This is a genomic window from Pedobacter sp. (assembly GCF_965227205.1).
Taxonomy (GTDB): Bacteria; Bacteroidota; Bacteroidia; order Sphingobacteriales; family Sphingobacteriaceae; genus Pedobacter.
On sequence record NZ_OZ245727.1, the window covers coordinates 2,982,480 to 3,009,398 of the forward strand.

General features: G+C 36.8%; 22 protein-coding genes. 11 read left to right on the top strand and 11 right to left on the bottom strand.

Annotation, left to right across the window (positions count from 1 at the left end):
* Positions 1-29: 29 nt before the first annotated feature.
* Both ACO05K_RS12660 and ACO05K_RS12665 read right to left on the bottom strand, forming a co-directional pair.
* Positions 30-1,721, bottom strand: a complete 1,692-nt coding sequence (locus ACO05K_RS12660; RefSeq protein WP_421944799.1) for a sodium:solute symporter — start codon at positions 1,719-1,721, stop codon at positions 30-32.
* A gap of 101 nt (positions 1,722-1,822) precedes the next feature.
* On the bottom strand, positions 1,823-4,291 hold the full coding sequence (locus ACO05K_RS12665; RefSeq protein WP_421944800.1) for a PIG-L family deacetylase: 2,469 nt from the start codon (positions 4,289-4,291) through the stop codon (positions 1,823-1,825).
* 120 nt (positions 4,292-4,411) lie between these two features.
* Here ACO05K_RS12665 and ACO05K_RS12670 point away from each other — a divergent pair, with 120 nt between their 5' ends.
* The 9 genes from ACO05K_RS12670 (at position 4,412) to ACO05K_RS12710 (ending at position 16,853) form a co-directional block, all read left to right on the top strand.
* Entirely contained in the window at positions 4,412-5,749 is a 1,338-nt protein-coding gene (locus ACO05K_RS12670) for a sigma-54-dependent transcriptional regulator (protein ID WP_421944801.1), read from the top strand.
* A gap of 72 nt (positions 5,750-5,821) precedes the next feature.
* Positions 5,822-7,402 carry a M1 family metallopeptidase gene (locus ACO05K_RS12675; RefSeq protein ID WP_421944802.1) on the top strand — a complete coding sequence of 527 codons (1,581 nt, stop codon included), beginning with the start codon at positions 5,822-5,824 and terminating at the stop codon, positions 7,400-7,402.
* A gap of 337 nt (positions 7,403-7,739) precedes the next feature.
* Entirely contained in the window at positions 7,740-7,817 is a 78-nt protein-coding gene (kdpF, locus tag ACO05K_RS12680) for a K(+)-transporting ATPase subunit F (RefSeq protein ID WP_410478693.1), read from the top strand.
* A 67-nt stretch (positions 7,818-7,884) separates the two neighbouring features.
* A complete protein-coding gene (gene kdpA, locus ACO05K_RS12685; protein WP_421944803.1) occupies positions 7,885-9,603 on the top strand; it encodes a potassium-transporting ATPase subunit KdpA in 1,719 nt (572 codons plus the stop codon).
* A gap of 137 nt (positions 9,604-9,740) precedes the next feature.
* On the top strand, positions 9,741-11,768 hold the full coding sequence (gene kdpB / locus ACO05K_RS12690; RefSeq protein WP_421944804.1) for a potassium-transporting ATPase subunit KdpB: 2,028 nt from the start codon (positions 9,741-9,743) through the stop codon (positions 11,766-11,768).
* A gap of 155 nt (positions 11,769-11,923) precedes the next feature.
* Entirely contained in the window at positions 11,924-12,484 is a 561-nt protein-coding gene (locus ACO05K_RS12695; RefSeq protein WP_421944805.1) for a K(+)-transporting ATPase subunit C, read from the top strand.
* Positions 12,485-12,634: 150 nt separating this feature from the next.
* Entirely contained in the window at positions 12,635-13,705 is a 1,071-nt protein-coding gene (locus ACO05K_RS12700; protein ID WP_421944806.1) for a porin, read from the top strand.
* Positions 13,706-13,786: 81 nt separating this feature from the next.
* Positions 13,787-14,905, top strand: a complete 1,119-nt coding sequence (locus ACO05K_RS12705) for a sensor protein KdpD (protein WP_421944807.1) — start codon at positions 13,787-13,789, stop codon at positions 14,903-14,905.
* A gap of 211 nt (positions 14,906-15,116) precedes the next feature.
* Positions 15,117-16,853, top strand: a complete 1,737-nt coding sequence (locus ACO05K_RS12710) for an ATP-binding protein (protein ID WP_421944808.1) — start codon at positions 15,117-15,119, stop codon at positions 16,851-16,853.
* A 37-nt stretch (positions 16,854-16,890) separates the two neighbouring features.
* On the opposite strand, the gene ACO05K_RS12715 is transcribed toward ACO05K_RS12710, so the two are convergent.
* The 5 genes from ACO05K_RS12715 to ACO05K_RS12735 all read right to left on the bottom strand — a co-directional run bounded on the left by ACO05K_RS12715 (position 16,891) and on the right by ACO05K_RS12735 (position 22,123).
* A complete protein-coding gene (locus ACO05K_RS12715; RefSeq protein ID WP_421944809.1) occupies positions 16,891-17,133 on the bottom strand; it encodes a hypothetical protein in 243 nt (80 codons plus the stop codon).
* A gap of 121 nt (positions 17,134-17,254) precedes the next feature.
* The gene (locus ACO05K_RS12720) at positions 17,255-17,731 is read right to left on the bottom strand and encodes an acyl-CoA thioesterase (RefSeq protein WP_421944810.1); all 477 of its coding nucleotides are present in this window, start codon (positions 17,729-17,731) and stop codon (positions 17,255-17,257) included.
* 401 nt (positions 17,732-18,132) lie between these two features.
* The gene (locus tag ACO05K_RS12725) at positions 18,133-20,268 is read right to left on the bottom strand and encodes a glycoside hydrolase family 97 protein (RefSeq protein WP_421944811.1); all 2,136 of its coding nucleotides are present in this window, start codon (positions 20,266-20,268) and stop codon (positions 18,133-18,135) included.
* A gap of 134 nt (positions 20,269-20,402) precedes the next feature.
* A complete protein-coding gene (locus ACO05K_RS12730) occupies positions 20,403-21,656 on the bottom strand; it encodes a DUF2130 domain-containing protein (protein WP_421944812.1) in 1,254 nt (417 codons plus the stop codon).
* A gap of 86 nt (positions 21,657-21,742) precedes the next feature.
* On the bottom strand, positions 21,743-22,123 hold the full coding sequence (locus tag ACO05K_RS12735) for an OsmC family protein (RefSeq protein WP_421944813.1): 381 nt from the start codon (positions 22,121-22,123) through the stop codon (positions 21,743-21,745).
* A 455-nt stretch (positions 22,124-22,578) separates the two neighbouring features.
* Here ACO05K_RS12735 and ACO05K_RS12740 point away from each other — a divergent pair, with 455 nt between their 5' ends.
* Positions 22,579-22,944 (top strand): YtxH domain-containing protein, encoded by a 366-nt coding sequence (locus tag ACO05K_RS12740; protein ID WP_421944814.1) that lies wholly within the window; start codon positions 22,579-22,581, stop codon positions 22,942-22,944.
* Positions 22,945-22,992: 48 nt separating this feature from the next.
* Positions 22,993-23,736, top strand: a complete 744-nt coding sequence (locus ACO05K_RS12745) for a YdcF family protein (RefSeq protein WP_421944815.1) — start codon at positions 22,993-22,995, stop codon at positions 23,734-23,736.
* Here ACO05K_RS12745 and ACO05K_RS12750 read toward each other — a convergent pair.
* The 4 genes from ACO05K_RS12750 to ACO05K_RS12765 all read right to left on the bottom strand — a co-directional run bounded on the left by ACO05K_RS12750 (position 23,733) and on the right by ACO05K_RS12765 (position 26,745).
* Positions 23,733-24,314, bottom strand: coding sequence for a YdeI/OmpD-associated family protein (locus tag ACO05K_RS12750; RefSeq protein ID WP_421944816.1), 582 nt, complete (start codon positions 24,312-24,314; stop codon positions 23,733-23,735). The genes ACO05K_RS12745 and ACO05K_RS12750 overlap by 4 nt on opposite strands.
* A gap of 26 nt (positions 24,315-24,340) precedes the next feature.
* Positions 24,341-24,805 carry a DUF1572 domain-containing protein gene (locus ACO05K_RS12755; RefSeq protein WP_421944817.1) on the bottom strand — a complete coding sequence of 155 codons (465 nt, stop codon included), beginning with the start codon at positions 24,803-24,805 and terminating at the stop codon, positions 24,341-24,343.
* A 211-nt stretch (positions 24,806-25,016) separates the two neighbouring features.
* A complete protein-coding gene (obgE, locus tag ACO05K_RS12760) occupies positions 25,017-26,012 on the bottom strand; it encodes a GTPase ObgE (protein ID WP_421944818.1) in 996 nt (331 codons plus the stop codon).
* Between the two features lie 163 nt (positions 26,013-26,175).
* Positions 26,176-26,745 (bottom strand): adenylate kinase, encoded by a 570-nt coding sequence (locus ACO05K_RS12765; RefSeq protein WP_316735995.1) that lies wholly within the window; start codon positions 26,743-26,745, stop codon positions 26,176-26,178.
* Between the last annotated feature and the right edge of the window lie 174 nt (positions 26,746-26,919).

The following is a 26,919-nucleotide window of genomic DNA, read 5'->3' on the forward strand; positions in this document are numbered from 1 at the left end:
TATAATTATCTGTTTTTGTTGTTTTAATTTTACGAATTTAATGCTTTGGGTCGATAAAATAATAATCCTAAAGTCGAAAAAGCGATTACCGCAGCAGCGCCAATTACATTTAACCACAGAAAAGAAACGACATCAAATTCATAAACGGCAATTACAGCGATTTCTGATAAAATTGCAGAAATAAAAACTATTGTTCCGTTAATTTTTTTGAAGTAGAATGCCACAAGAAAAATCCCCAGAATTGGGCCGTAGAAAAGTGAGCCTAAAACATTAACGGCTTCTATCAGTGAACCCATTTGTGTAGCAAACATAGCAACTGCGATTGAAAAAATCCCCCAACCTAAAGTATGAAGCCTGCTGTACTTAAGTTCAGTGGTATCATCAATTTGTTTTTTACTGAAAATTAGATGTACATCTTTTAATGAGCAAGCCGCAAGCGAATTTAATGCTGCAGAAATAGAACCCCAACTCGCTAAGAAAATCACGGCAAACAATAAGCCTATCATACCAACAGGAAGTGTGTTTTTGACGAAATACAGGAAAATATAATTGGTATCGGTTTTCTCTGCGTTGTAATTCGAATTATTTATTGCTTCTTCTACCCTGCCATGTAAAGCTTTTACTTCGCCCTGCGTAACTTTAAAATTGGCAATTGTAGTATTCAATTCTGGTGAATGACTTTCTTTCTGACTTAAAATGGTTTTAGATTGAGCGTTAAACCTCGTCTCTAATGTTTTGTGCTCTTTTTCAAAAGCTGCAGCTTGTTGAGGTTGGTTTTCTTTTAAAAACTGATAAGAACGTTCGTTAAAATAAATCGGCGCTGGTTTTAAAGAGAAAAACGCAAAGAGTAAAGCTCCGATTAAAAGTATGGCGAACTGCATCGGTATTTTAACCAAGCCGTTTAAAAGCAAACCCATTTTTGCGTTGGTATTGTCTTTTGCGGTAATGTATCGCCCAACCTGACTTTGGTCGGTACCGAAGTAAGACAGCGCTAAAAAGAAACCACCGATTAAACCACTCCAGATATTATATTTATCTTTCCAATCGAACTCAGTAGTAATTACGTTTAACTTTCCCGATTTTCCTGCTAGATAAAGTGCATCACTAAAACCAATACCATTTGGCATATTCTGCACCAATAAATAACCCGCAAAAGTCATGGTTCCTAAAATTATCAGAAACTGAAGTTTTTGTGTGTGCGCAATTGCTTTTGCACCGCCAACGTAGGTATAGATTAAAAGTATCCCTCCCGTTAGGATATTGGTTAAATAAATATTCCAGTTTAAAACGCTTGATAAAATTATACTTGGCGCATAAATGCTTATTCCGGTTGATAATCCACGGGAAAAAAGGAAAAGTAAGGACGTAAGCACTCTTGTTTTTTTATCGAAGCGATTTTCAAGATATTCGTAAGCGGTGTAAACATTTAATCGCTGAAATATTGGGATGAAAGTGATGCAAATTACAATCATCGCCAACGGCAAGCCAAAATAATATTGTACGAAACGCATTCCATCGGTGTATGCTTGTCCAGGTGCAGATAAAAATGTAATTGCACTGGCTTGCGTTGCCATAATGCCGAGCAATACAATGTACCACGGCATTTTGCTATCGGCTTTTAAATAAGATTCATTGCTCTTTTGCCCGCGACCAATAAAAACACCATAAACGACAACGGCGAGTAAAGTAAATATTAGAACAATCCAATCTATATTACTCATGCCCAAAATTTAGTAAACAAATAATAAAACACGATTTGAAACACCAATGCAATTGCCAATAAAATATACCAGGTATTCCAGTTTTTGAATTGATTTTTCATTTATTTTCCCGCTGAAATAAAGTTGAAGAATAGTCTTGCCGCACCCACATTACCTGCTGGTAATTGACGGAAAAATGCTAATGGTGTGTAAATAAAATTCCCTTTACCAAACTTCGCATACAAAGTTGAACCTTTAAGCGGTTCTTCGCCTGTATCGTTCATTTCGAAAAGTGGCTCATATTTTTCATCCCATTTGTCTGGAAAATAAGCACCACGTTCTTGCACCCAACCATTAAAATCATCGGCTGTAATTTTGTTTGGATAATTTAACAGCTTATGCTTAGGATTTAAAAATTTAACCGAAGCATTTTCTTCAGTAACCCTTTTTCCACTGATGCTAAAAGGATAAATGCCAAAGTTTTGCAGCGCCATATCTTGCGTGGTATTGTATTGCATTACAATTGTACCACCGTTTTCAACATAAGCCCTCAAAGCATTTTGCCAGTTTTTAATTCTTTTTTCTGTGTTGATAACCCGAACGCCAGTTACTATAGCGTCATAAGTAGCAAGTTTTAAAGGATTTAAAACATCGGCTTCAGTTAATACATCTACCTGCAATCCTGCCTGTCTCAAAAATTCAGGAATTAAATCTCCTGCACCATGAATATAACCAACCTTTTTTGCTAATACTTTAACATCATCTTTCAAAAGCCAGGTTGTAGCCGGAACAAAATATTGCAAGGATGGCAAATGAGGATATTGAATTAAAACCTGTCCTTTTGTAAACTCGTTAGTTTCAGAAGAAAAAACAGCTTCCAGCTTGTTCTGGCTTGTTTTAATCTTTGCCAAATCTTCCCCAGGAATTAAAAAATCTTTAATGGTTATGGTGTTTTCAGCTAAATTTATTCCAGTAAAAGTTTTAACCACGGTACTCCCGATTTTGAAACTTACTTTACCGTAATTAATATTTTTGTTTGCCTTTAATTTTAGTGTAATTGCAAGTGCTTCCTTTTCCCTAGCAAAATAAACAGGTTCGGTAAAACTCAAATCCAAAGCCGGAACAATTCGAAGTTGCTCTACAACATCGCCCTTAACAGGGTCTAATTTTTTGAATGATAAAGGAAGCTTTACCGTAAATTTATCTGTATCGATTTTTAGCAATAAAGTAACATTTAGAGCCGCTTCATTTTCTGCCAAACCGATTAGTGTATCATTCGCAACGCTAAAAGTTGCTGCGTTTTTTGCAGGTTTCTCCAGCCAATAAGGCTCAGTTAGTTTAGCATCGGCTGGAATTTGGATTTTACGTTCGATTGTAACTAATGAATCGCCAACAATTCTTCTGTTTAAATTATCAGTTTGATTTATCCAGTTTACTTGTTGTAAAATAACCGGACTTGCCGACCTTGAAATTACATTTAAGCGAAAACTGTAGCTATTGCCTGCAATGGCTTCAGGCTGATTTGTAACCACCTCGCCCATAAATCCTGTGCAGCTTAAAATAATTTTATCAATGGCCGCAAGTTTGTCTTTTTTCAGGTTAACATCCTTAAGCTCGACGATTTTTTTTCGCAACATCAATAAACCATGCAAACTCTTATCAGGATGATTGTAATCAAAAGAAAGCAAAAGCACGTCAATTAAATCATCAACATCATTTACCCCTTTTTCCGTCCAATTAAGCGGAATTTTATCAAATAAAGAACCTTTTGCCTGCTCTCCTAAAACATGAGTAAAATATTCAGTTCTCACGCCTGCTACCGATTGCGTTCCTGCACCCTGACTTTTATGTAAACTTCTGCTCAAGCCTGCAAGCTCACCGTAGCCCATGCCTAATTGGGCATCATACTGTCCAACGTTTGCTTTTAATTGATTTTCGGATGTGGTATTTACATTTCCAAAGCGGAAGGTATTCCACAATAACCTTTTAGGCTGCCAAACGTTTACATACTTCAATTGATTTGGAAAGGCATTTTTATCTGCAGCGAGTTTAAATGCTTTTTCGGCAACAACAGCCGATGCAGCATGTTGCCCATGTCCTGCGGCAGCAGTTGGCGGGAAGCGGCAAATAATAACATCTGGGCGGAATTTTCTGATTACCCAAACCACATCAGCAGTAATACTATCCGCATCCCATTGTTTAAAGGTATCGTCGGTATTTTTCGAAAAACCAAAATCAATTGCACGCGTAAAAAATTGCTGTGCGCCATCTAAATTTCTGGCTTCGAGAAGTTCGTGAGTTCTGATTAACCCTAAAGCTGCTCCTTGCTCAGTTCCTAAAAGATTTTGTCCTCCATCACCTCTGGTTAAAGATAAATAGCCTGTTTCTACATTTTGTTCGTTAATTAACCAAGAGAGTAAACCCGTATTTTCATCATCTGGATGGGCTGCGAGATAAAGCACCTTAGGCATATGCTTAAGGGTTTTTAAATCTCTATATATTTCTGAAGATTTTGAAGGACGTACTTGTTGCGCCGAGCATAGAAAGGACAAAAAGCCCAATCCCAGTGTGGCAATAATTACTTTAAACATACAATTTGCTTTGTGTTGTTTCAAAGATGCTAAATTGCTTTTATTTTGAAGCGTAGAAAACAAAAAAGGTACAAACAAAGCAAAATTTTAATCCTTAATATTGTACCATAAATTACACCTATGAACGGGATTGTCCTCATCATTGACGATGAAAAGAAAATTTGCAGCTTACTTTCCAGAATTATAGAATTAGAAGGTTTTAAAACCTTGCAGGCAAATACCGGCAAAGACGGCATAAAACTTTTAAAAACAAATGATGTAGATGTTGTTATCAGCGATGTAAAATTACCTGATGTTAATGGCGTTAGCTTGGTAAAAGACATTAAAGCGATTAAATCTTATGTCGAAGTTATCAATTTAACTGCTTACGGAACCATTTCTGATGGCGTTTTAGCGATGAAAAACGGAGCTTTTGATTATTTGGTTAAAGGCGATGATAACGATAAAATTATTCCTTTGCTTTATAAGGCTATGGATAAAGTTAATCTTCAAAAGCGTGTTTTACAATTAGAAGATAAAACGACAAGAAAATACTATTTCGATACAATCATTGGACAATCAAAAGCTTTAAAGGAAGCTATAGAGATATCAAAAAAAGTAAGCAAAACGGATACAACGGTTTTACTTTTAGGCGAAACAGGAACTGGAAAAGAAGTTTTTGCTCAATCTATTCATTACGAAAGTTTAAGGGCTTCTAAACCATTCGTTGCTTTAAATTGCAGTGGTTTCAGTGCTGAGTTATTAGAAAGCGAGTTATTTGGTTATAAAGCCGGAGCTTTTACCGGAGCAAATAAAGATAAAAAAGGACTTTTAGAAGAGGCAAATGGCGGAACATTATTTTTGGATGAAATTGGAGAAATGCATCTGGATTTACAGGCCAAACTGCTCAGAGTTTTAGAAAATCAAAGTTTTATTAAAGTTGGTGATACGCATACGCAACAGGTAAATGTACGTATTCTAGCGGCAACGAATAAAGATTTAAAAGCTGATGCAGCCAGCGGAAAATTCCGTTCTGATTTATATTACAGGCTTTCTGTTTTCACAATTTCTCTCCCTCCGTTACGAGAAAGAAAATCAGATATTGCTGCCTTAGCCAAATATTATTTGAAGGAGTTTTCTACTAAAATAAATCAACCAAAAATTAAACTGAGTGATAAAATTCTGGAAGTTTTTAAAAAATACAATTGGCGGGGAAATATCCGTGAACTTAAAAATGTAATAGAACGGTTGGTCATCTTATCAAATGAGAATGAATTAAGCATATCGGCTTTGCCACAAGAATTTTTCGAATTTGCCCCAATGGAAAATAACTTCAATCTACAAGAAGTAGAAAAACAACACATTCAAAAAGTGTTGGCACATACAAAAGGGAATAAAACAGAAACCTCTCGACTGCTAGGTATTGGACTCACCACACTCTACAGAAAATTAGAGGAATACGGAATTTCAGAAATTTAATTTAATAAATTACGTTCTTTACGTAATCGATTTGCTTTATTAGCAGATAAATATTTTATACAAAAACCAAGTATGCAGAAAAGCCTTCTAACCATTTTATTATCCCTTATTACATCTTCAATTTTTGCACAGCAAAATTACTTTCAACAACATTTAACTTACAATATCGATGTTACTTTAAATGATAACGATAAATCGCTTAAAGGTGCCGAAACGATTATTTACAAAAATAATTCTCCCTCAAATCTCGATTTTATCTGGTTTCATATTTGGCCAAACGCCTATAAAAATGAATCAACTGCGTTATTTCAACAAATAAAAACCGATAAATCCCGTAAGGAGAAACTTAAAAATGTAACCTACGGCAGTATTGATGGGTTAAATTTTAAGGTTGAAGGCAAAGCAGCTAAAACAGAAGCGCATTCAAATCCACAATATATAGATGTGATTAAAGTTTTACTACCATCGCCATTAAAACCAGGCGATTCTGTTTCAATATCAACAGATTTTAATGTGAAATTACCAAGTTATTTTTCTCGTTCTGGCTATGTTGAAACTCAATTTATGGTTACGCAATGGTATCCAAAACCCGCAGTTTTTGATAAGGATGGTTGGCATGAATTTCCATACTTGGATATGGGCGAATTTTACAGCGAATATGCAGATTACAAAGTACATATTACTTTACCATCATCGTATATTGTTGGTGCAACAGGTGTTTTGCAAAATGCTGACGAACTAAATGCATACAAAACTATTGGTTCAAAAAATACAGCCAACAGAAATAACAAACCTGAACTTTATAAACCTGATGGTAAATCAGAAACCAAAAAATTAACTTACTCTATAAATAATGTTCCAGATTTTGCCTGGTTTGCTGATAAAGATTTGGTTATTCAATATGATACGGTAAAACTTGCATCGGGAAAAGTGGTTGATGCTTTTAGTTACTATCATAATAAGAAAAATACACTTTGGGTAAACAGTATCGATTACATTAAAGATGCGACGAAGAAATACAGCCAGTGGATTGGTGAGTACGAATATCCAACCGTTCAGGCTATTGAAGGTCCAAAAAATAATGCCAGCGGCGGAATGGAATATCCCACCATTACTTTAATTACAAGTCCGGATGCAAAGAAAGAAACTTTAGATGGTGTAATTACACACGAAGTTGGACACAACTGGTTTATGAGTATGCTTGGAAGCAATGAGCGGATGCATACATGGCAAGATGAAGGTTTTAATACTTTTTACCAGTTTAGATACGAAGCTGAAAAATACAAGGCTAATTCTATTTTTGGTGATGCGATTCCGGCAAATATTAAGGAATTACCTACAGACAAATTTCTGGCAAGTATTTATGGTGCTTTATCTAATGTTCCAATGGAATCGGCGATTGAAACACCCGCAGCTGATTTTAAAACTTCAGAAGAATATGGTTTGATTTCTTATGCTAAAACGGCTTTATGGCTTTATATTTTAGAAGCTGAAATCGGTCAGGAAAAATTCGACAAAGCTTTTCAGGCTTATTTTAGCGAGTGGAAAAACAAACACCCAACGCCAGCAGATTTTAAGGCTTCTTTCGAAAAATCTTTAGGTGTTAATTTGGATAAGTATTTTGAACTGCTAAATCAGAAAGGAAAGTTTTAAGGGAGGTGAAAGGTTAAAGCTGAAAGACCAAAGCTCGAATGCTACAAAAAAGAAAAAAGCCCGCCTGGCTAAGACAAAAAAACATCATACCAAAACGGTAAAAACCTTTCCAAAATGGAAGGGTTTTTTTTTGCCTAAAATTTTGATTTCACATTCAAAACAAATCAAACAACTGTAAAACAATCTTTTACAGAAAATACATTTTCATCGGCACAAGAGTTGGCAATAGGCATTTCATAAATCAATAAGTTATGACAATTATCCTGTTTCTAATTCTAATCCTGCTCTGTTGGGCAACTTACCTTTCCATCGATTGGTTCGAAAAAAATTAAAGAAAATGTTAGCACTACTTATCATCGCAATCGCCGTATTTATCTATATGATTTACGTGTTGATTAAACCAGAAAAATTTTAACGCAGTTGTCATGTTGGGCTTGTCGAAACACTAAGCACAACGACAATCATTTGTAAAAAACAAAAAAATGAACACTGAATTAACTGGCATTATTGCCACCTTCTTGCTAACGATAGTCATTGCCATCCCTTTGGGTAAGTATTTGGCGAAAGTTTTTGCAGGAGAAAAAGTCTGGACAGACTTTTTAAAGCCGTTGGAAAACGGAATTTATAAACTTTCAGGCATCAACATTAAAGAACAGATGAACTGGAAACAACAATTAAAAGCTTTGCTAACCATCAATGTTTTATGGCTCGTTTACGGCTTTTTTGTGTTGATATTTCAGGAAAAATTGCCCTTTAATCCTGATGGAAATCCTGGAATGACACCAGATTTGGCTTTCAATTCCATCATCAGCTTTGTTGCCAATTGTAACCTGCAACACTACTCAGGCGAGAGCGGTGTAAGCTATCTCACACAGCAATTTGTACTGATGTTTCTACAATTTGTGAGCGCAGCAACAGGTATAGCCGCAGCTGTGGTATTATTTAAAGCTTTTAGAGATAAAACCACCACACAGCTGGGAAACTTTTGGGAGTTTTTCGTAAGGGCCATTACACGATTATTATTGCCATTATCAATTGTTGTGGCGCTGATTTTAACTTTTAATGGCACACCTGCCAGTTACGACGCAAAAGACCAGTTCATTTCTCTTCAGGGCGATACCGTAAATGTATCAAGAGGCCCGGCAGCGCAGATGATTGCCATCAAACACTTGGGAACGAATGGTGGTGGGTATTTTGGTGCAAATTCTGCCCATCCATTCGAAAACCCGAGTTACCTAACCAACATGGTTGAAATTATTGCCCAAACCATCATTCCCATGGCTATGATTATCGCGTTCGGATATTTCATCCGCAGGAAAAAATTGGCCTGGACTATCTTCGGCGTAATGACCATTGGTTTATTGATGCTAATGATTCCAACGCTGACTTCTGAATTAGGCGGAAATCCTGCTTTGGCTAAGATGGGCATATCACAAAATACTGGAGCAATGGAAGGTAAAGAAGTGCGCCTCGGACCTGCTGCCACCGGCTATTGGAGTACTTTAACCACTGTAATTTCTACAGGTTCGGTAAATGGAATGCATGACAGCACCATGCCACTAACAGGTTTATGGCAATTACTAGCGATGATGATAAACGCCATTTACGGCGGTTGCGGCGTGGGATTATTAAATTATTTCATTTATCTGATTATTGCTGTATTTATCTCGAGCTTAATGGTGGGTAGAACGCCAGAGTTTTTAGGTCATAAGGTTGAAGCCAGGGAAATTAAAATTGCTGCCATCATCACGTTGTTAAGTCCGTTTTTAATTTTAGCGGGAACAGCCATTGCAAGTTTCGTATTTACCAATCATGGCGATGCAGCCTGGGCTACCCAACCTAAAAATTGGTTAAATAATTCTGGTTTCCACGGTTTCTCAGAAATGCTTTACGAAGTCACTTCATCAAATGCGAATAATGGTTCTGGCTTCGAGGGTTTAGGTGATAACAATGTATTCTGGAATGTGCTTACTGGTGTGATTATTTTCTTAGGTCGCTTTTTACCAATAATTGGCCCAGTTGCCATTGCAGGTTTATTAGGTGCTAAAAAATTCATCCCGGAATCTGCAGGAACTTTAAAAACTGATACCAAAACATTTGCACTAATGACTTTCGCTGTGATTTTAGTGCTTAATGCGCTGTCGTACTTCCCAGCGTTGGCTTTGGGGCCGTTGGCGGAATACTTTTCTCAATTGAGGTAAAACGTGAGCTGGATGATGGATAAGGGAATAGACTAAACATCATCCAGCTCTAAAGATTTATTAATGATGGAAAATGAATATTGGAACAGTCCGAAACACATTATCCATCTTACATCAAACATCTTACATAAATAAAAATGAAACCCAATAATAAATTATTTGAACCCGCTTTAGTGCAAACTGCATTGAAACAATCTTTCATCAAACTCGACCCGCGGGTAATGGTTCGCAACCCGGTGATGTTCACCGTTGAAATCGGCACGCTGGTAATGGCTTACGTTACGGTGTATTCTTTCAGTAACAGCGAACAAGGTTCTCCATTGTATAATTTCTTCGTCTTTTTAGTGCTGTTGTTAACGGTTTTGTTTGCCAATTTCGCGGAAGCAATAGCCGAGGCACGAGGTAAAGCACAGGCAGATAGCTTACGTAAAACCCGTGAAGAAACACCTGCAAAAGTTGTTTTGCAGAATGGAACAATTGAAATTCGTTCATCTAATCAACTGAATAAAGGCGATATTTTTGTTTGTGAATCCGGTGATACCATTCCAACCGATGGGGAAATTATCGAAGGTATCGCAACCATCGATGAATCGGCGATTACTGGTGAATCTGCTCCCGTAATTCGTGAATCTGGTGGCGATAAATCTTCTGTAACCGGTGGAACAAAGGTTTTATCAGACGAAATAAAAGTTAAGGTGAGTACCGCTGCCGGCGAAAGTTTTTTAGATAAAATGATTGCTTTAGTTGAAGGTGCATCTCGCCAGAAAACACCTAACGAAATTGCGCTAACTATTTTGTTGGCCAGCTTCACATTGGTTTTCATTATCGTTTGCGTAACGCTGAAACCATTCGCTGATTATGCCAACACGCCAATTACCATTGCAGCATTAATTTCACTGTTCGTTTGTTTAATCCCGACAACCATTGGTGGTTTATTATCGGCAATCGGTATCGCCGGAATGGACAGGGCGTTAAGGGCAAACGTAATTACCAAATCGGGTAAGGCTGTAGAAACAGCAGGTGATATTGATGTGCTGCTTTTGGATAAAACCGGAACGATAACCATTGGTAACCGTAAGGCAACCAACTTCTATCCTACTGCAGGAGTAGTTATTAAAGATTTAACCGATGCCTGCGTATTGAGTTCTTTAGCTGATGAAACCCCGGAAGGAAAATCAATTATCGAATTAGCTGCCGAACAAGGTTTTAAGAATACGGGTACGCCACATGGTTCAACATTTATAAAATTCACTGCGGAAACCCGCTCCAGCGGATTGGATACTACAGATGGAAGACGCATCAGAAAAGGTGCTTTTGATTCCATCAGGAATATAGTGGAAAAAGCTGGAAATATCTTTCCATCGGATATCGAAGACCATGTTAAATCCATCGCCACGAATGGCGGAACACCTTTAGTGGTTTCAGAAAATGAAAAGGCTTTAGGCGTAATAGAATTGCAGGACATCATCAAACCCGGCATCAGTGAACGTTTCGAACGCTTAAGAAAAATGGGCGTTAAAACGGTAATGGTTACCGGCGATAATCCTTTAACTGCGAAATACATTGCAGAAAAAGCTGGCGTAGATGATTTTATCGCAGAAGCAAAACCTGAAGATAAAATGAATTACATTAAAGATGAACAGGCTTTAGGAAAACTGGTTGCCATGATGGGTGATGGTACAAATGATGCACCTGCACTTGCACAAGCTGATGTTGGTGTAGCGATGAACAGCGGAACCCAGGCTGCGAAAGAGGCTGGAAACATGGTTGATTTGGATAACGACCCAACGAAATTAATCGAAATTGTAGAAATTGGAAAGCAACTTTTAATTACCCGTGGTACGCTAACCACTTTCTCTATCGCAAATGATGTAGCCAAGTATTTCGCCATCGTTCCGGCTTTGTTTATTGCTTCCATTCCAGCTCTGCAAAGTTTAAACATCATGGGTTTGCATACGCCAGAAAGCGCAATCATGTCGGCCGTTATTTTTAATGCGATTATCATCCCGATTTTAATTCCACTGGCACTTAAAGGTGTGGCCTACAAACCGATTGGCGCAACGGCTTTGCTACGTAGAAATTTATTCATTTATGGCATCGGAGGTGTTGTCGCTCCGTTTATCGGCATTAAATTAATTGATTTAGTAATTGGGTTGCTTGTTTAAAAGAGGGAATGGAAAATAGGGAATAGGAAATAGGTCAGGCGGCTAATAATCATTACCTAAAACTCAAATCTATTTTCAATTTCCTCACACCCAATCCCTAAAAGTCAAATCTATTTCCTATTCCCTAAATGACCATTTTCTAAAATTCAAAAAAAATGAAAAAATACATCATACAATCGCTACGCTTAACACTGGTTTTAATCGTATTGTTATGCATCATCTACCCCATCAGCATTGCGTTAGCAGGCAAACTTTCTAACGGAAAAGGTGGCGGAGAAAAAATCACCAGAAATGGTAAAACTGCCGGCTACGCTTTAATAGGTCAATCGTTTACTAAACCCGAATATTTCTGGGGTCGTCCATCAGCAGTTGGCTACAATGCGGCGGGTTCTGCTGGCTCGAACAAAGGTCCGTCCAATCCAGATTATCTGAAAGAAGTTCAATCTAGAATTGATACACTTTTGAAATATAATCCAGGGTTAAAAAAATCAGATATCCCTGCTGATATGGTTACTGCTTCGGGTAGTGGCTTAGACCCGAATATTTCTGAACAAGGTGCGGCCATACAAATTGCCAGGGTGGCAAAGGCCCGTAAAATTGACGAGCAGAAAGTTAAAGAATTAGTGGCGATGAACACTTTAAAACCAATGATGGGTTTATTTGGACCGTCATCAGTAAACGTGTTGAACCTGAATTTAGCACTGGATAATTTGTAGAAACCCTGTCATCTGAGTGTAGCGAAGAATCTCCAAGCGGCAGAAACCTTCCCTAAATAAGCTTTTAACCTAAGTTTCTACAGAAAATTCTTGTACTACTAATCGATTGCAGATTCTTCGTTCCTCAAAATGACAAACACTAATAAAATCATGAAAAAATTAATCACCCTTATTACAACATTAACAGCAAGCTTAACTGCCTTTGCTCAAGAAGAACCTAAAGTAAAATTCTCAGGCTACTTAGAAACCTACTATGGTTACGATTTTAATAAACCAGTTGACCATAACCGCCCAGGCTTTATATATTCTCACAATCGTGCAAACGAACTAAACTTGAATTTAGGTTTTATCAAAGCGGCTTATGATAGTGGTTCAATCCGGGCGAATCTGGCAGTAATGGCTGGAACTTATGCCAATGCTAACTTAGCGGCAGAGCCTGGCGTTCTAAAAAATATTTTCGAAGCCAACGCAGGGGTTAAACTTTCCCAATCAGAAAACCTGTGGATTGATGCCGGAATTTTCGCTTCACATATTGGTTTTGAAAGTGCCATCTCTAAAGATTGCTGGGTATTAACCCGCAATATCGCATCAGAAAACACACCATATTATGAATCTGGAGCAAAACTTACTTATGGCACAAAGGATGGAAAACTGACCGCGACCCTACTCTACCTAAATGGATGGCAAAGGATTACCCGCGTTGATGGCAATAACAAACCCGCTGGTGGTTTACAATTAACCTGGAAACCGACTGATAAAATCACAGTAAATTACAGCAATTATTTAGGAACTGAAGGTCCAGATTCGGTACGTGTAAACCGATTATACCATAATATTTATGGGGTTTTTCAGTTCACAAATAAATTTGGTTTAACCCTTGGTTTCGATTACGGAGCACAGCAAAAAGTTAAAGGCAGTAGCGAGAAAAATGAAATACTATCGCCTGTGGCAATTGCACAATATAAGTTCGCTCCAAAATGGGCCATCGCTGGTAGATTCGAATACTATGAAGATAAAAATGGTATTTTTATTTCAACAGGAACACCAAATGGTTTCAAAACAAAAGGCTATTCTCTAAACCTCGATTACTCGCCAATTTCAAATGCAGTTATCCGTTTAGAAGGCAAAACCTATGGTAGTAAAGACAAAATTTTTATCAGAGAAAGCAACGCAGTGAATGCGAATACCACCTTAACGGCGAGTATTGCAGTAGCTTTTTAATTGATGGGTGAAGGAAGATGTAAAATGGATGATGTGCAAAGTTCCTTCATCCATCTTACATTCTTCCATTTTACATATAACATGAAAGACGATTCAGTTAAAAACTTCCTCAATCTCATTAAAAAATCAAGGCGAGGAAAACTCAAAATCTACATTGGGATGAGCGCAGGCGTGGGTAAAACCTATCGGATGCTGCAAGAATCTCATGCGCTTTTGCGTAACGGAATCGATATTTGCATTGGCTATGTAGAAACTCATAAAAGAGCAGAAACTGAGGCTTTGGTTGCTGGTTTGCCACTAATCTCAAGAAAAAATATTTTCTACCGTGGAAAGGAAATAGATGAAATGGATTTACAAGGCATTTTAAATCGCCACCCCGAAATTGTTATAGTGGATGAACTGGCACACACCAATGCCGAAGGCAGTAAAAACGAGAAACGCTGGCAAGATGTTTTCGATTTATTGGAGGCTGGAATTAGTGTAATATCGGCCGTAAACATTCAGCATTTGGAAAGCATAAACGAAGAAATTGAACACATCACAGGCATTAATGTTACCGAGCGGATTCCAGATAAAATTCTTGAAATTGCTGATGAAATTGTAAACATCGATTTAACAGCCGATGAATTAGTGACCAGATTGAAAGAGGGGAAAATATACGATAAAAGCAAAATTGAAAGCGCTTTACAAAACTTTTTCCAGGCTGATAAAATTTTGCAGTTGCGGGAACTGGCTTTGAAAGAAGTGGTGCATCAGGTTGAGCGAAAAATTCAGACCGAAATACCAAAATCCATCAAGTTACGTCCGGAAAGGTTTTTAGCCTGTATTTCATCCAATGTGGAGACTGCAGGCGTAGTCATTAGAAAAACTGCCCGATTGGCTTCATATTATCGTTCGCCTTGGATTGTTTTGTATGTACAAAGTGATGCCGAAAGTTTCGATAAAATAAAGTTAGATAAACAACGACATTTGATTAATCATTTCAAGCTGGCAACCGAATTGGGTGCCGAGCTGATTAAAGTTAAAAGCAACCAAATTACCCAAACCATTATCAACATGGCAACAGAAAAAGAAATCACAACCATTTGCGTTGGCAAGCCGCATTTAACCATTTTTCAAGTGATTATGCGAACGGCAATTTTTAATCAACTGTTGCGTAATTTAGCGGCAAAAGAAATTGATTTGGTTATACTATCTTAAACCATTTTACCGCAAAGAACACAAAGAAAAATCGCAAAGAACGCAAAGTAAATGGCAACTATCTTGGTGTTTCTCTGTGTTAAAAAACCTTAAATTATTTGACCACAGAGTTCACTGAGAAAAACACAGAGTACACGGAGTTTGAGAAACCAGCTTTGTGTTCTTTGCGAAAAACTCAGCGCTCTTTGCGGTTAACAAAAACAACATCATCATGAAAATAAAAACCAAGCTCCGCCTCGGATTCGGGTTTCTCTTTATAATCGTCTTATCCTTTGGATTGATTGCGCTTTTCTTTTTAAATGAGCTTTCTGATAAATCGAAAGTTATCCTGAAAGACAATTACAAATCGCTGAAATATGTTTCCGCAATGCGAAATATAGCAGATGAAAACAATTTTCCGCTACCCGAAGAAAAAGCAAAAATATTTGAGCAAAATTTAAAAAATGAAGGACAAAACATTACAGAAAATGGTGAAAGAATAGCCTATCAAAAACTGGCATTTGCTTATCAAAAGTTGCAAAAAACAGCCAATGCTATCGAATTAAAAGATATGCGTTCTTCACTTCAAAACATCGAAGAAGTGAATATGAAAGCCATTTACGATAAAAATGAAATGGCAAATGCTACATCTTCAAGGGCAAATTTATACATTTCAATCGCTGCAATGGTTGGTTTCCTCATCTTATTTACATTCATTGTTAATTTCCCAGGTTTTGTAGCCAATCCGCTAGCCGAATTTAGTCAGGCGATAAAACAAATCAGCAAAAAAAATTATAAGCAGCGACTTCATTTCAATAATCATGATGAGTTTACTGAACTTGCAGATTCGTTCAATGGCATGGTGGTAAAATTAAATGAATGGGAGAACAGTAATATTTCTAAAATTAAATCTGAAAAATCGCGAATCGAAGCCATCATTGCGCAAATGCAAGATGCCATTATCGGTTTAAATGAAAAGGACGAGGTGCTTTTTTTAAATCATTTAGCAGCAAAGCTGATGAACCTCGACGAAGAAAAAATCATCGGACAAAACGTTACAGAATTGATGAAAAAAAATGAATTATTGAAAAGAATCATCAAGCCAGAAACGGAAGATAAAACGCTTAAAATTTATGCTGATGAAAAGGAATCGTACTTTTTGTTAGAGAACCGCGAAATTATCATTCCAAATTACGAAACACCTGAAGATAAAACCTTATTTGAATCTTCAAAATCGGCAGGAAGCGTTTTTGTTCTAAAAAATATAACCCAGTTTAAGGAATTGGATGAAGCAAAAACGAATTTTATCGCCACAGTTTCTCATGAGTTAAAAACGCCGTTGGCATCAATAAAAATGAGCTTAAAATTGTTGAACGATGAACGCATTGGCAATATGAACGAGGAACAGATTCAACTGCTCACGCATATCAAAGAAGACTGCGACCGGCTACTAAAAATCACAGGTGAATTACTGGATTTATCGCAGGTGGAAACAGGAAATTTGAAACTTACTTTTGCCATTGCAAAACCTGAGGATATTGTAAATTATGCAATTGATGCTGTTAAATTTCAGGCAGAACAGAAATCAATAAAATTGGAGTTAAATTGTGATTCTAATTTGCCTAATGTAAATGCAGATATTCAGAAAACGGCCTGGGTTTTAGTTAACTTTTTATCAAACGCACTGCGTTACAGTTCAGAAAAATCGACCGTAAAAATTGATGTTTTTCAGAAAGATAAATTCATTCAGTTTTCAGTTCAGGATTTTGGAAAAGGTATAGATGAAAAGTACCAAAAACGATTGTTTGAGCGATATTTCCAAGTACCGACGGATGGTCAAAATAAATCGGGTTCGGGTTTGGGTTTGGCCATCTCTAAAGATTTTATCGAAGCCGAAGATGGCAAAATTTGGGTAATAAGTGCAATTGGAGAAGGAAGCAAATTTTGCTTTACGCTCCCGGTTGTTTAGTTAAATCAAAAGGAAATAAAACTGAGTAAAATCTTATTTAAACATGAAGGAAATCGCCAATCTTTTTAACCATTTCATCAAGAAGATTATACTTTATATTTAGCCAGTTCTTTTCTGTGACCAAATCTTGTAATAGGTTTTTTGTTTTTGAAGTTTGTAATTCAGGCAATTGCTTTAGCGTATTAAAAATGTTTTCAAAGCTTTTTGGATTATAAGTTTTTAGCTTTTCAGTTTCCATTACAAGACCTTGTAGTGAAAGAATAAGGGTTTGGTTTTCCATTTTGGTTTGATTTACAACAAAAATAATCAAGTAATTTTCAAATCGCACCGTAAAAACACCCTAATTTAAATTCGCCATTAAAATAATTTCAATCTATAAATCAAACAGTTAGCAACAAACACTAAACTATATAAGGTTCCATTTCTTTATCAATAGTTTTCCGTAATTCCATTAGTTTTATCGCATAGCCATGCATGGCATTTTCTTTCTCTGTTTTTGGAGTGAAAGACGGAATTGTTTTCGGTTTTCCATCCTCATCAACAGCCACGAAAACAATAATGCAGTGGGTGTTTTTAACAAATCCTGACTGACCAACTGGTTTCGAGAAAGCATCGACAGCAATGTGCATACTGGTTTTGCCCGTATAAATAATTCGGGCTTCCATTTTCACCAAATGACCGATGTGAACTGGATGAAAAAACCGAATTCCACCTACATAAACCGTTACACAATAAGAATCGCTCCATTGCAAAGCACAGGCGAAAGCAGCCTGGTCAATCCATTTCATCATCATACCACCATGCACCTTTCCACCGTAATTTACATCAGATGGTTCGCTTAAAAATTGTAATTCGATGTGATTTTTTGTTCTGGCCATGATAGTTATGTCCCGCAGATTAAAATGATTTACGCAAATAATTTTGCTAATGGCAATATGCGAAAATTAATGTTTTTGTGGTAATTTTTTTAAGATGACATCATTGCGAGGCATAAAGCAATCTTAAAGCTAAAGAATTTAATAACTACAATGCACGTCATTGCGAGGCACGAAGCAATCCTAAAGTGAAAGAATTTTATAACTACAGTTGTAGGATTGCTTCGTGCCTCGCAATGACGAACTATTGTGTATAGCACAGAAAAAATTATAAATCTGCGTAAATCATTTTAATCTGCGGAAGCATTTTAAAACAAAAAAGTCGCTCCAAATGGAACGACTATCATTAATAAAAAACCTTTGTGCTCTTTGTGCCTTTGTGGTAAACTTTTAAATCAGTAACCTTATTTTGCCATGATGCTAATCGCATAACCACCACCCGGAGCACAATTCAACGTTAACTTTGTTTTATTACTTACTTCCATTTTACGAATGGTATATGCTTTTGGATTCGTTTCATAATGCGCATCCTTTGCATCAGCATAAATAGTTGCTGTATATTTTTTACCAGCATCTAAAAAGCTGAAATCAATTTTCGAAGTACGGGCAATTTCATCATTCGTTCTTCCAACAAACCAATTGTTTTTTCCTTTAGCTTTACGGGCAAATGTGATGTAATCTCCAGGCTCGGCTTCTAAAACTTTCGTATCATCCCAGTCAACCGCAACATCTTTAATAAACTGGAAAGCATCTAAATGTTTGTTGTAAGTTTCTGGTAAATCTGCCGCCATTTGCAACGGGCTATACATTGTAACATAAAGTGCCAGCTGACGGGCAATTGTAGTGTGTACAAACGAATTATTTTCCGGATTATAAGCACTTACCTTGGTTTCGAAAATACCAGGCGTATAATCCATCGGACCGCCGATTAAACGGGTAAAAGGTAAAATGGTAGTGTGGTCGGCATTGTTACCCCCAAACGCTTCGTATTCTGTTCCACGGGCAGATTCGTTTCCAATTAAGTTCGGATAAGTACGAGCCAAACCTGTCGGGCGAACCGCTTCATGTGCATTAACCATAATTTTATATTCCGCGGCTTTTTCAATCGCGTATAAGTAATGGTTGTTTAACCATTGTCCGTAATGGTGCTCGCCACGAGGAATCATATTGCCTACATAACCGCTTTTCACAGCATCGTAGCCATTGGCTTTCATAAATTTGTATGCTGTATCTAAATGTCTTTCATAATTACGAACCGAAGAAGATGTTTCGTGGTGCATAATCATTTTAACATTTTTACTTGCCGCATAGCGATGCAATTCCAACACATCAAAATCAGGATAAGGCGTTACGAAATCGAAAACATAATCTTTCGTTTTACCGAACCAATCTTCCCAACCTTCATTCCAGCCTTCAACCAAAACGCCATCTAAACCATGCTTCGCTGCGAAATCAATATATTCTTTAACATGAGCTGTATTTGCGGCATGTTTCCCGTTCGGTTTAGTTTTGGAGTAATCGGTTACACCCAGCTGAACACTTGTTAAATCATTATAAGCCCAGGTACTTTTGCCAGTAATCATTTCCCACCAAACGCCAACATATTTTGTAGGCTTAATCCACGATACATCTTTGAATTTTGTTGGCTCGTTTAAGTTATAAGTTAGCTTAGAAGTTAAAATATCGCCCGCTTTATCGCTCACAATAATGGTTCTCCAGGGTGTAACGCATGGTGCCTGTAAATAACCTTTATCTCCTACCGCATCTGGCGTTAACCAGGATTCTAAGACCATGTTTTTATCATCCAAATTTAACGACATTAAAGAATAATTAATCAAAGCCGCCTCATGAATATTGATGTACAAACCATCTTTACTTTTCATCATTAAAGGTGTTTGTAAACCCGTTGGTGAGAAAGTTGTTTGTGAAGCATTTGGTGTAACCGCATCTTTCATTTTACCACGAACTTCTGATAAATTTGAAGTTACGGTGCTATATTCCTGTGTATCGTAATCGCCGGGTAACCAAAAAGCTTTATGGTCGCCAGCTAAAGCAAATTGTGTTTTCTCTTCTTTAATTACGAAATAATCAAGGTTTTTCTGCTCCGGAAATTCATATCTAAAACCCAAACCATCGTTAAATAAACGTAAACGAACAATGATGAAACGATTGCTTTCCTTTTGCGTTAAAGTAACCGCCAACTCATTATAATGATTTACGATTTCCTTTACCTCGCCCCAAACCGGTTTCCAAGTTTCGTTAAAGGTGCTGGTTTTGCTATCGCTTATCGTAAAACCACTGCTTAAGTTTTTACCATCTTTAAGTTCCAAACCAAGCTTGCTCGTTTTGATTACTTCCTTGCCTTTGTACTTTAAACTGTAAGTCGGTACACCTCCTGTTGCTAATGAAAAATTAGCAACCAAATTCGCATCAGGCGATTTTAATTCCTGTCCGGAAACGTTCCCGGAAAATAGCAAAACGCAAATAATTGCGAATAATTTAGAGAGGTTAATGATTTTGTTGTTTAGGTTTTTATTCACTTTATATAATTTACTTTTTAATTCTTTTATACTCCACGTCATTGCGAGGCACGAAGCAATCTCAATCCAATATTTATTAAAAAGATTGCCTCGTGCCTCGCAATGACGAGTTCTTTTATCTGTGTCGTTCGTCCTTAATCCAACAACAAAGTATCCTCCTCATCATCGGTCAAACTCAACTGAATACTATCGCTACCTGCAATACCTTCAATAGAGCCACGAATATGTGTGGCGTTTAACAATACTTTTTCCAATTGTTTTTCACGGGCTTTCCACAAACGTTCCATGGCATCACGTTCACGTTGGATAGACAACTTCATGCTCATAAAACCCTCGCGAATGGCTTTCCATTGCTCAGAAAATTCAGCTCCAGTTAAGTAATCGTAAAGCATGTGCATTTTATCGCCACGGTTTTCCTGCGATTTCATTGCGGTAGATAAACGTAAAATCCCATCACGCAACACATAAGCAACCGCATTAACTTCCTCAAAAGAGCAAATCCAAACGCCATCTTTCTGCCCGAAACAATCCATACCTTTCGGATAACACTGACTCACGATTACCGCAACATCAACGCCCATACTCCGCATGTCTTTTTTCAACTTTTCAATCCAGTCGCCACCGAAATCTTTGGTACGCTTACTTTCATAAATAATTTTGCCGCATTCTTGTCCAAAGTTATTTCGAACCACCTGCACACAATCCGCTCCACGAACACCTTTTCCAACTTCTTCTATTAAATCGAACGGGAAATTACTACGCAGTAATTCTTCTAAAATCAACTCCTGTACTTCGCCTTGCAATTGCATACTGCCTTGCTCCGCTTTGCGTTTCATTTCTTCAGCAAGTTTTTTCTGGTCGTCGAGTTGTTTTTCCAGTTCTCTTAAACGCAACTGGTGCTCGGTATCTTTAATGCTATTTTTTTCGGCTTCCTGTTTACGAATTTGCTCGACCAACTCATTGCGTTGCTCATTTATTTTACGCTGAAAAGCCAGCTCCATTTCTTCCTCTTTCAGCTTCAAACCCTGCTCACGACGCAAAAATTCTAATTCCTTTTCACGTGCAAGCTTTAGTTTTTCTTCGCTGTCTTTCGCATTGCCTTCCAGCATTTGCAATTTGGTTTCAAAATCCGACGCAATACTTTTACGCAGATTTTCTTCCAAATCGCCTTTTAATTTGTTCTTTTCTTCAACCAATTTAGCTTCGAAAGTTTTTTGTTGCTGCTGTTTATCTGCCTCAAAAACCTGAAGTTTACGTTGGTACTCCTCGTCTTTTTGTCTGGCATAGGCCGCCGCTTTCTCTCTCAGCTCTTTCTTATAATCTTCGGCCATGGCTTCTTCCATCGGAAAAACATGAGCACAGTTTGGGCATTTAATTTCGGTAGCCATAAATAATTTCTAATTCACAAAAGTTGAAGAGGTACAAAGATATTAAAGCTTTTTAGGAAAAGGTAAAGGAGTTTTGCACCATTTACTTAAAGCACTTTCGAGCGAACTTCATTCCCTGCCGTCAAAATTTTACTTACCGGGCATTTAGCCGCAATATCTTCCAGTCTTTGTTTCTGTTCTTCAGTTAAATCGCCAGTACAGGTAATTTCTTCGAGGAAAATATTTTGCGCATTTTCGATTCCCATATTTACCTCCACCTCAATTTTATCAACCGCCCAACCTTTTCTGTCCACATACATCCGCAGCGTAATCGCCACGCAAGATGCAAGCGAGGCCATCAACAAGCCTTTTGGTGCAAAACCTTTATTCGTTCCACCTAAATCTGCAGGCTCATCTATTACAATATCATGCGTTCCGTTCGTTACTGCACAAGCGTAGTGCTCTTTATTTATCGTTGCTTTTACCATTATATTTCGATTTAAAAAGTTTAAACTTAGTTAAAATCAAATTGTTTTTTTTGGAAAATGAAAGGTTCTGTCCGCTTGGAGGCTTGCAGTCCTGCTTACCGTTTCAAGTCCGCACTCGTACCTCGCTTGCGGGCGTTCCACTAAAATCAGGTTTAGAAACAACGGTTAAGCGCCCTGCAAACCGCTAAAAATGAAAAATGCCTTTGCCACTTAGCCCCAATTGAAGTGGAAATACTTTTTAAAGTACTTCCGAAAAAGATTACCACGTCGTGCCTCCTCGCAATGACAGAAATGGTGACGATTGACAGAAGTAAAAAAGATTGAAATGAAAAGTGGGACTGAATTTTAATAGTTGCATTGCAATTGCGCTTCAAAAAATTCTTTAATAAGATATTGAATTTAAAAAGAACGAAACATTATTATGCTGCATTTGTTCTTTTTAGAAATACATCATTATGAAATACAGAAAGTTAATCGGAAAATATTTAGCGCATAAATCTAATAACAACGCACAGATTGCTATTGCTTTAGTTGCAGGTTTAGCTGCTGGAGCTGTAATTAGTGTATTATTTGCACCAGATAGTGGAGCTGGAACACGTGGAAAAATTGCAGGTGGTGCAAGAAATCTTCGTTACGGCTTTCAGGATAAATACAATATTTTAAAAGAAAAAGTATTTGGCGTTGAGGCAATTGAAGAAGATATTGTGGAGCATGAAGTGCCGCATTTTAAGCATAAGGTAGAAAAGAAACGTAAATCGGATGTGCAGGATATTTTAGAACATGCACATCAAAACGGGCAAGTGCAAGAAGGACAAGGATAATTTTAATTTAACAGATTTTGACATACATTTGAGCTTTAATTAAGCTAAATGACGTTCGTAATCTCTAAAATTTTAATTTTTATTCTGCAACCAATTATCTGGATATTCTTAACGCTCTTGTTTGCTGTTTTTTCGAAAAAACAAGAACGTAGAAAGAAATTTTTAATAATTGCAACCGTTTTATTCTTTGTCTTTTCGAATCGTTTTTTGGTTGGTAAGGCTTATAATTTTTACGAAGCATCTTATCCAGTCAAAAAGCAATACGATATCGGCATCTTATTAGGCGGTTTTTCAAAATCTACACAAGGTGGTCAGTTAGCGGTAAATGAGCGTGGCGATAGACTAATTCAAACCATTAATTTATTAAAAAACGGAACTATTAAAAAGATTTTAGTGAGTGGTGGTTCGGGAAAACTTGTTGGTACAGAAGCTATAGAGGCTGACTTAACTTTAACTTATTTGAAAAGTTTAGGCATTCCAGATTCATCGATATTAATTGAAAACAGAAGCAAAAATACCATTGAAAATGCGAAATACAGTGCAGAATTGGTAAATAAAAATAAGCCCAATGCTTCTATGCTGGTGATTACGAGTGCTTGGCACATTCCCCGGTCGAAAATGATTTTTGACAAGGCTTTTAACCGAAAATTAGATTATTATCCAACCGATTATATTGGGAAAAAAAATTATGATATATCCGACTATTATTTGCCCGATGCTGGTTCATTAGGCTATTGGCAATTTATTTTGAAAGAATGGGTAGGTTTGATTGTCGACAGAATTAGAAGCTAATCATCAATTCCTTTACCATCTAAAATATGCTGATAGTACTTTTCTATTCTTGATTCTCGTGTTTTAGCTTGCTTAGCCTGATTGAAGAAAAATAGATATCCTTTTTGTCTGCCTGGTGTTAAGGCATAAAATGCAGTCGAAAGTTCTTCACTTTCTTCTAGTGCTTTTTGAAATTCAGCTGGAATTGGATAATCTTTAACAGACTTTAAGGTAATTTTTTCACCTTTCTTTTCTATTTCTGGTGCCTCTTTTATGTATTCTTTTATTGCAGACTTTTGTTCTTCAATTTGTTCTATATTGGTAAATCGTAGTTGCCTTGCCGATTGTACGTTTTCTGTTTGCTGTATTAATATACCTTCAGGATCTGAGAGCAAAGCACCTTTATGAAAAAGCAAAGCGCAGTAATCTTTAAAGCCATGAATAAGCACAACATTTTTGTTCTGATAAGTATAACAAGGATGCATCCACTTATAATCCTCATAAAGTGCACTATTTTCCAAAATGATTGACCTCAATAACTTGAATTCCTTATTCCATCTCTTTTCCTTTTCAAAAAATGTTTCAACTTCAGTATTCATCAATTCAAATTTTAATAAATATTATATCAACTAACAATTTTCCTAATTAAGGAGATTTGACCAAGATGATAGTAACTATGTTCTATAACGCCTTCAATATTTCTGAGAAATGTACCATACTTCTCCTCAAAAAAAGGCTTTTCCAACTCCTCATCATTCATCTTTTCAACTTTTTGTACAAATGCTTCTGAGTTGTCGAGGAAATCACTAACTAGTTTATTCCATTCGATTTGTGAATTTATCGGCGGGAGGTCAAAACTATACTTATCATGAATTTGAAGTTGACCACTTTCGAATGCATCTAAAAATCCCTTAAGGTAATAATTGATATGAAATGTTAATGCAGCAATTGTATTTAAGCTACCAACTTTTTGCACTGCCTGTTGCCAGGTTAAATCTTTTAATAGTTCCTGATAATTTGTATTCGCAATCCAGAAACCATTCAAAAAAACTTCTCTTAGTCTCCCGGCAAGTATTATGCTTCTACTCATAAATATTATCGATTAATTTAGAAGGCAAAACTTACACACCTTAATGATTTCGATGTTATACCTTAAAAAACATATCACTAATTTAAAAAGAATTACTTATTCCAAACAACAAAGAATAAATGCTAAATAAAAGCAAAATCTTTTGTGAAGTAAATACTGTACAGAGCCTAAAAAGGAATTATTGGTAAGAAGCTTTGATTAAAAAGCCAAACTATGCTTCAATAGCTTTCACCAACATATCTTTTAATTCCAAGATGTTTTTTTGCGCTACTGAAGATATAAATATTGATGGTACATTTGGTAAGTCTTGTTTCATTTCTGCCATCAGTTCTTCATCTAACATATCTGATTTAGTAACCGCTAAAACATGAGGTTTTTGCATCAGTTCAGGATTGTAAGATTCCAATTCACTTTTAAGAATTTCATATTCTTCCTTAATTGTTCTGCTTGTATCGGCCGGAACCATAAAAAGCAAAACTGAATTACGCTCTATATGACGTAGAAAACGATAACCCAAACCTTTTCCTTTTGATGCACCTTCGATAATTCCAGGAATATCGGCCATTACGAATGATTTTCCACCACGGTAACTTACGATACCTAAATTAGGAACAATTGTGGTAAAAGGATAATCGGCAATTTCTGGTTTTGCAGCAGAAACTACTGAAAGCAAAGTGGATTTACCTGCATTCGGAAAACCAACCAAACCTACATCGGCTAAAACTTTAAGTTCAAGAATGTTCCAAACTTCTTTTCCTGGTTCTCCTGGCTGTGCAAAACGTGGTGTTTGCTGAACCGAGTTTTTAAAGTGTGCGTTACCCAAACCACCGCGACCGCCAGCCGTTAAAATTTTCGTTTCGCCATGTTTGGTAATTTCGAAAAGCACTTCTCCAGTTTCAGCATCTTTAGCAATAGTTCCAAGTGGAACTTCTAAAATCTCGTCTTTCCCTTGTCGGCCGAATTTGTGAGAACTTCCGCCAGCCAATCCATCTTCAGCGATGATATGCTTACGATATTTAAGGTGCAATAATGTCCAGATGTTGCTACTTCCAACAACTGTGATATGTCCGCCACGACCGCCATCTCCACCGTCAGGGCCACCCATTGATGTTAAAATATCACGATGCAAATGTGCAGAACCTGCCCCGCCCTTACCAGAACGGCAACAAATTTTTACATAATCTACGAAATTCGAACCCTGTGACATATTATTTAAGATTTTAGATTGGCGATTTTGAACTAACAAAATTGCCGATAAACTTATTGTGTTTTAGTTTTACGATTTCAATTTACAAAAATCGCTAAAAAACAAACATCCGCAAAAAACAATAAATGCCTTTTTGCGGATGTTAGAATTTTAAAATATTATATTAAAATTTATCGATAACCGAACAAAGGTTATTATAAACTGTATCAATCTCACCAATTCCGTTTACTTTTTCTAATTTTCCTTGTTCCTCGTAATAAGGCAATACATGGATTGTTTTATCAAAGTATTCAGAAATACGTTTTTTTAACTTTTCTGCGTCATCATCCGGGCGGCCACTAATTTTATGACGTTCAGCAATGCGTTTTGTTAATTCATCCTGGTCTACATCTAAAGCAATAACACCAGCAATTTTACTTCCTTTACGCTCTAAAAATAAATCTAATTCTATTGCTTGCGGAACTGTACGTGGAAAACCATCAAATACAAATCCTTTTGCATCTGGGTTTTTATCTACTTCTTCTTCAAGCATGGCAATTGTAATCGCATCAGGTACTAACTCACCATCAGCTAACAATTGACTAACTTTTTTTCCTAATTCTGTTTCTCCTTTAACGTGTGCTCTAAAAAGATCGCCTGTTGAAACATGTACTAACTGATATTTTTCAATCAATTTTGCAGATTGGGTGCCTTTACCCGCCCCTGGAGGGCCAAAGAGAACTAAATTAAGCATTAAAGTGGTTTAGGTTGTCTTTAAAATTAAGAGCCTTATTCTCGGGACTCATCTAAAATTGAAAAAATAACACAAAGTGTTGCCTTTCAAGGCTGCAAATATATAATTATTAATTTAGATGAGGTTTAAAATCAGCAATTAATTTAAAAATCAGGGCATTTTAAAACCATTCTA